Consider the following 6192-nt stretch of genomic DNA (forward strand, 5'->3'; position numbering starts at 1 on the left):
GATGGCGCGTATCCAGACCCCCAATCGCGTGCGCGGCACGCAGGACATCTTCGGCAGCGAGGAGCGCCGCTTCGCGCGCGTGCTCGAGACGTTCGATCGCGTACGCCGGCTCTATTGCTTCCAGCGCGTCGAGATCCCGATGTTCGAGGCGACCGAAGTATTCGCGCGCTCAATCGGCGAGACGACCGACGTCGTGTCGAAGGAGATGTACACCTTTCCCGATCGCGGCGGGGATTCGCTGACGCTGCGGCCCGAGTTCACCGCAGGGATCGCGCGTGCCTATCTGACCGAGGGGTGGCAGCAATATGCGCCGCTCAAGCTCGCGACGAGCGGCGCGGTGTTCCGCTACGAACGGCCGCAGAAGGGGCGGTATCGTCAGTTCCACCAGATCGACGCCGAGATACTGGGCGCGCCCGAGCCGGCGGCGGACGTCGAGCTGTTGACGCTTGCCGATCAGTTGCTGCGCGAGCTGGGCATCGCCGACGGCGTGACGCTGCAGCTCAACACGCTGGGGGATGCCGAGACGCGCGACGCGTGGCGCGCGGCGCTGGTGGCGCATTTCGAGGCGCATCGCGACGCGCTGAGCGAGGACAGCCTCAAGCGGCTCGACAAGAACCCGATGCGCATCCTCGATTCGAAGGACCCGAAGGATCGCCCGATCGCCGACAGTGCGCCCGATATCGACGCGTATCTGACGCCCGAGGCGCGCGCGTTCTTCGACGCGGTGACCGCGGGATTGGACGCCGCCGGCGTCGCGTGGCAGCGCAACGCGCGGCTGGTGCGCGGACTCGATTACTATCGCCACACTGCGTTTGAATTCGTCACTGACCGGCTCGGCGCGCAGGGGACGGTGCTGGCCGGCGGGCGTTACGACGGACTGGTCGAAAGCCTGGGCGGGCCGGCGACGGCGGGGGTTGGCTGGGCGGCGGGCGTCGAGCGGCTGGCAATGCTGCTGGAGGAGCCCGAGGCCGCCTCAAAGGTCGTCGCCGTCGTGTCCGAGGACACGGGCTTTGATCTCACCGCCGTCGAGCTGGTCGCGCGGCTGCGCCGCTCCGGGATCGCGGCGGAAGCGTTCGTGTCGGGGAGCCCCAAGAAACGCTTCGATCGGGCGCTGAAGACGAAGCCTGGAGCGACGATCTCGCTCAGCCGGCGAGACGACGCGATGAACGCCAGCTTGCGCAACATCGCGCTCGCCGATCAGGACGTGCTCGCCGTGCGGGCGGCGCTACCGTCGATCGTTCTTGCATGACCGCGATCTCGCTCGATCGTATCCGCCAGATCGAGGCGCGGCGGGACGAACTCGCGGCGCAGATGGCTACGGGCGATCTGCCCGGCGACCGCTTCGTCGCGGTGTCGAAGGAATATGCCGAGCTCGAGCCTGTCGCGCAGGCGGCGGCGGAGGTGCGGCGGTTGCGGCAGGAGGCGGAAAGCCTCGCCTTCATGACCGAGGATGCCGACGCCGAACTGCGCGCGATGGCGGCGGACGAGCTGCGCGACAATCGCGCGGCGCTGGAGGCGGCGGACCGCCGGCTCGCACTCGCGCTGCTGCCGCGCGACGCCGCCGACGAGCGTTCGGCGATGCTCGAACTGCGCGCAGGCACGGGCGGCGACGAGGCGGCGCTGTTCGCGGGCGATCTGTTCCGCATGTATCAGCGCTATGCCGAGGGGCAGGGCTGGCGCGTCGAGCTGATCTCCGCGTCCGAGAGCGATGCGGGCGGCTACAAGGAAGTCGTCGCCAGCGTTACCGGGCAAGGCGTGTTCGCCAGGCTGAAGTTCGAGAGCGGCGTCCACCGCGTGCAGCGCGTGCCGGTGACGGAGAGTGGCGGGCGCATCCATACCTCCGCGGCGACCGTCGCGGTGCTGCCCGAAGCCGAGGACGTCGACGTGCAGATCGACGACAAGGATCTGCGCATCGACATCTATCGCTCGTCCGGGCCCGGCGGCCAGTCGGTCAATACCACCGACAGCGCGGTGCGCATCGTCCACATTCCCACCGGGCTGACGGTGATCCAGCAGGACGAGAAGTCGCAGCACAAGAACAAGGCCAAGGCGCTGAAGGTGCTGCGCACGCGGCTGTACGAGATGGAGCGCGAGCGGCTGCACGCCGAGCGGGCCGGCGCGCGCAAGTCGATGGTCGGCAGCGGCGATCGCTCCGAACGCATCCGGACGTACAATTTCCCGCAGGGGCGGGTGACCGATCATCGCATCAACCTGACGCTGCATCGGCTGCCCGAAATCCTGCAGGGCGACATGGCAGAGCTGATCGGCGCGCTGATCGCGCAGGACGAGGCGGAGCGGCTGGCGAGCCTGAGTGAGTGAGGCGGGCGGCGCACGTGCGGCGCTGAACGCGGCGGCGGCGCGCTTCGGCTTCTCCTCCACCGCGCGGCTCGATGCCGAACTGTTGCTCGCGCATGCGCTGGGCATCACGCGCGAGCGGCTGCTGCTGACGCTCGGCGACGTCGTGCCGCCGCCGGGCTTCGCCGCGCTGGTCGAGCGGCGCGCGCGGCACGAGCCGCTCGCCTATATCACCGGCACGCGCGCCTTCTGGACGATCGACCTCGACGTCGCGCCCGGCGTGCTGATCCCACGGCCGGACAGCGAGACGCTGATCGAAGCGGCCGTGGAGCATTTCGCGGGCACGCCGGGTCCGCGCACGATCCTCGACCTCGGCACGGGATCGGGCGCGCTGCTGCTCGCTGCGCTCGATCAATGGCCCCACGCGAGCGGCGTCGGCATCGACGCGTCGGTGGTGGCGATCACGGTGGCGGCGCGCAACGCGGCGCGGCTCGCGCCCGGCCGGGCGACGATCAACGCGGGCGACTGGACGGGGACGGGCGCACGGTTCGATCTCGTCCTGTGCAATCCGCCCTATATCGCGGCGGCGGCGGCGCTGCCGCATGAGGTGGCGGGGTACGAGCCGGCGAGCGCGCTGTTCGCCGGGGCCGACGGGCTCGACGATTATCGCCGGCTGGCGGCCACGTTGGGGCCGCAGATCGCGCCCGGGGGCGTTGCGTGCGTCGAGATCGGCGCCGACCAAGGCCAGTCCGCGCCATCGCTGTTTCGTGCCGAAGGGCTGACGGTGACCGTCCGCCGCGATCTTGCCGAGCGCGACCGTTGCCTCGTCGTCACGCCTTGAAACGACACGAGCGCGCCACAATATTTCTCTTTGAGAAACAGCCGCCGCTCGTTATGGCAGCGGCAGGGGCACGCAAAATCAACACTGTTGGTTGAATTTTGGGCGGGTTGCCCTCCCTTCGTCATCAGCCGCTGCAGTCCGGCGGCCGGGACAGGCTCTGGCAGAGGCATGCCGTCGCATGATCTCTACCGGGCCGGGGAATGTTGCACCGATGATCCCGGGAGCATGGCCGGTTTTGGTTTGAGGACGAGGACAGTAATTTGATCAACAACCGTCAGAACGGTCGCCGTCGCGGCCGTGGTGGGCAGCGGCCGCAGGGTGGCAGCAGCCAGGGGCAGCGTGACAACGGCAATCGGATCGACAGCCGCGCGCGCGGCAACGCCAGCCAATTGTACGAGAAGTACAAGAACATGGCCTCGGACGCGCAGCGCCAGGGCGATCGGGTAAACACCGAATATTATCTGCAGTTCGCCGACCATTATTTTCGCGTGCTCGCCGATCAGCGTGGGCGCTACGAAGATCAGCAGCCGCGCCGCCAGCAGAACGATTTCGACGGCGACGACGATTACGGTGACGAGGGTGAGCCGATCCGCGCCGACGAGCAGGGCCGTGGCGGCGACGAGCGTGGCGAACGCGACGGCAACCGTGGCGACGGCAATCGTGGTGAGGGGCGTGGCGAGAGCCGCCAGCAGGAAGGTCGCCAGTCGGAAGCGCGCCAGTTCGACGGCGGTCGCCCGTACGACGGGTCGCGGCAGCGCGACGGTGGCCGGCAGGAAGGCGGGCGCCAGTTCGATCGTCAGCGTCCGGCCGATGGCAATCGCCAGCGCGACGACAATCGCCAGGCCGATGCCGGTCGGGAGCGCCAGGCGCGCTACGGCGATGCCGACGATGGCGAGCAGCGAGCGGCAGCGCCTGCGCGTCGTTTCGCCACACCGCGTGGTGACGAGGGCCGTCGCGACGAGCGCGTGATGGGCGAGGGCGGCGTCGAGAGTGCGGCACCGGGCCGGGAGGCCGAACTGCAGGTGCACGGCGGCAATGTTCCGGTCGCAGAGGAAGCGGCGCCCAAGCGGCGCGGCCGTCCGCGCAAGATCGTGGCGTCTGAGACGCAGTTTGGACTCGACAGCAGCGTCCTGCCGCCGTCGATCGGCACGTCCGAGCCGGCGGTAGCGGGGGATGCGGCGGATACGCCGGCCGCTCCCAAGCCGCGGCGGCGCCGTACGCCGGCCAGCGCGCCGGAAACGAGCCCGGAGACCAGCACGGTCAGCTGATCGTTCAGGCAGGTCAATGTTCGCAGAGGGGCCGGTTCCGCGAGGAGCCGGCCCTTCTCGTATCCGCGTCACGATCACAGATCGCGGGGATCGATCGCCTCGTCATGCCCGGTGCCGGACGACAGAAAAGTCAGCCCCATCAGCGCGCCGGCCATCAGCACCGATCCCGTCACCCCGCCGATCATCGCCAGCGTCGCGACCCAGCCGAGCGCGCCATAGGCCTCCCCGACCAGCCACACCGCGAGCAGCGAGGCAACGAGGCCGATCGCCCCAGACCAGCCGAGCAGGCGGCGGAAGCGCCGCCAGGCGAAGCGCGCATATTCTGGATCGTCGAGCCGGCTCATGCTTCCCATCTGGCGGCAAAGCGCGCAGACTTCCAGTCGCGCGACCGACCGGGCCGTGTGGCGCCGACGCGATCGCACGACGATCCGGGAGGCGGAACGAGAGGAGTGAGGCCATGACCATCGCGGCAATCCTTCGCACCAAGGGACACGACATCGTATCGGTATCGCCCGACGAGACCGTTCGCGGTGCGATCGCGCTGCTGGCGTCGCGGCGGATCGGCGCGGTGCCGGTGATCGAGGGGCGCGCCGTCAGCGGCGTCTTCTCCGAACGCGACGTCATCTACTGCCTGAAGGACGGCGACACGGCGGTGCTCGACCGGGCGGTGCGCGACGTGATGACCGCACCGGCGTTGACCGTGTCACCCGACGATTCGGTGATCGGCGCGCTCTCGCTGATGACGCGGCGGCGCATCCGGCATCTTCCGGTGGTGGACGGCGGGCGGGTGGTCGGGATCGTCTCGATCGGCGATCTCGTCAAGCATCGCATCGACCGGATCGAGGCGGACGCCGCGGCGATGCGCGACTATATCCAGCAGGCGTGACGCCGATCAGCGGTTGCGGATCAGCGCCAGCGTATGGCGCACGGTCGGGCGCGCGAAGGTGACGAGCCACGCCGCGTAGGTGACAGCGCCGATCAGCCCCAGCAGCGCGAGGCGCGGCGCGGGCGGCAGCACGATCGCGCGGTCCACGAGCGTGACGACGGCAGCCATCGCGATCGCGGCGAGCAGCGCCGGGGCGGTGGCGGCCACGACGTCGGCGAGCCGCGCCCCGATGACGGGCAGCGATCGCCAGCAGCTGATCGCGAGATAGACAGGATAGCCCACGATCCACGCCGCCGCGATCCCGCGCGCACCCCAATTCACGCCGATGAGAAACGCAAGGCCGAGCACCAGCGCGCCGGTCGCGCCGTTGCGCACCCCGATGCCGGGACGGCCGAGCGCGTCGCACGCGGGCGAGAAGAGCACCTGCAGCGTCATGAACGGCATGGCGAGCGCGAGCAGCCGGACGATCGATATCGCCGCGGCCCATTTCTCCCCCAGCATCGTCAGCACCAGCGGCTCGGCGGTCGCAGCCAGCCCGAGGTAGAAGGGCAGCGCGGCGAGCATGACGATGCGCACGCCGGTGACGAAGGCTGCTGCGGTAGCGGCGCGATCGTGCTGGATCCGCGCGTAGGCGGAAAAGGCGACTTCGTTGAGCGGGGGCACGAACTTGGACACGAAGATCTGCGCGAGGAACAGGCTGGTCGTGTAGATGCCGAGATCGTGAACGGTGAAGTAGCGCCCGGCGATGAACACGTCGACCTGACTCTGCAGGAACCAGAACAGTTGCCCCGCCGCCATCATGCCGCCGAACCGCGCCAGCGCGCCTGCGCCGCGAAAATCGAACGACGGCCAGATCAGCGATCGTGCCGCGACCGTCATGCCGATCGCACGCGTGGCGAACA

Annotated in this window: 7 protein-coding genes (1 of these 7 running past the window's edge); 5 read left to right on the top strand and 2 right to left on the bottom strand. The window is 69.5% G+C overall.

Annotation, left to right across the window (positions count from 1 at the left end):
- Window position 1 precedes the first annotated feature (1 nt).
- The 4 genes from hisS to F1C10_RS14075 all read left to right on the top strand — a co-directional run bounded on the left by hisS (window position 2) and on the right by F1C10_RS14075 (window position 4404).
- On the top strand, window positions 2–1249 hold the full coding sequence (gene hisS, locus F1C10_RS14060; protein ID WP_185207099.1) for a histidine--tRNA ligase: 1248 nt from the start codon (window positions 2–4) through the stop codon (window positions 1247–1249).
- Entirely contained in the window at window positions 1246–2319 is a 1074-nt protein-coding gene (gene prfA / locus F1C10_RS14065; RefSeq protein ID WP_185207101.1) for a peptide chain release factor 1, read from the top strand. The genes hisS and prfA overlap by 4 nt, the downstream gene beginning before the upstream one ends.
- Window positions 2312–3136: a peptide chain release factor N(5)-glutamine methyltransferase gene (prmC, locus tag F1C10_RS14070; RefSeq protein WP_185207103.1), complete on the top strand. Its 825-nt coding sequence runs from the start codon at window positions 2312–2314 to the stop codon at window positions 3134–3136. Before prfA ends, prmC begins: the two co-directional genes overlap by 8 nt.
- Window positions 3137–3396: 260 nt before the next feature.
- Window positions 3397–4404, top strand: coding sequence for a DUF4167 domain-containing protein (locus tag F1C10_RS14075; protein ID WP_185207105.1), 1008 nt, complete (start codon window positions 3397–3399; stop codon window positions 4402–4404).
- Window positions 4405–4478: 74 nt separating this feature from the next.
- Here F1C10_RS14075 and F1C10_RS14080 read toward each other — a convergent pair whose 3' ends face one another.
- Window positions 4479–4748: a hypothetical protein gene (locus F1C10_RS14080; RefSeq protein ID WP_307718242.1), complete on the bottom strand. Its 270-nt coding sequence runs from the start codon at window positions 4746–4748 to the stop codon at window positions 4479–4481.
- Between the two features lie 113 nt (window positions 4749–4861).
- Here F1C10_RS14080 and F1C10_RS14085 point away from each other — a divergent pair, with 113 nt between their 5' ends.
- Window positions 4862–5290 carry a CBS domain-containing protein gene (locus F1C10_RS14085; protein WP_185207107.1) on the top strand — a complete coding sequence of 143 codons (429 nt, stop codon included), beginning with the start codon at window positions 4862–4864 and terminating at the stop codon, window positions 5288–5290.
- Window positions 5291–5296: 6 nt separating this feature from the next.
- Here the strand turns inward: F1C10_RS14085 and F1C10_RS14090 are convergent, their stop codons facing one another.
- Window positions 5297–6192 carry the 3' portion of a lipopolysaccharide biosynthesis protein gene (locus tag F1C10_RS14090; protein WP_185210266.1) on the bottom strand. It continues 568 nt past the right edge of the window, so only the last 896 of its 1464 coding nucleotides appear in the window; its start codon lies off the right edge, out of view — the gene reads right to left on this strand; the stop codon is at window positions 5297–5299.

The organism is Sphingomonas sp. NBWT7 (genome assembly GCF_014217605.1).
GTDB lineage: Bacteria > Pseudomonadota > Alphaproteobacteria > Sphingomonadales > Sphingomonadaceae > Sphingomonas.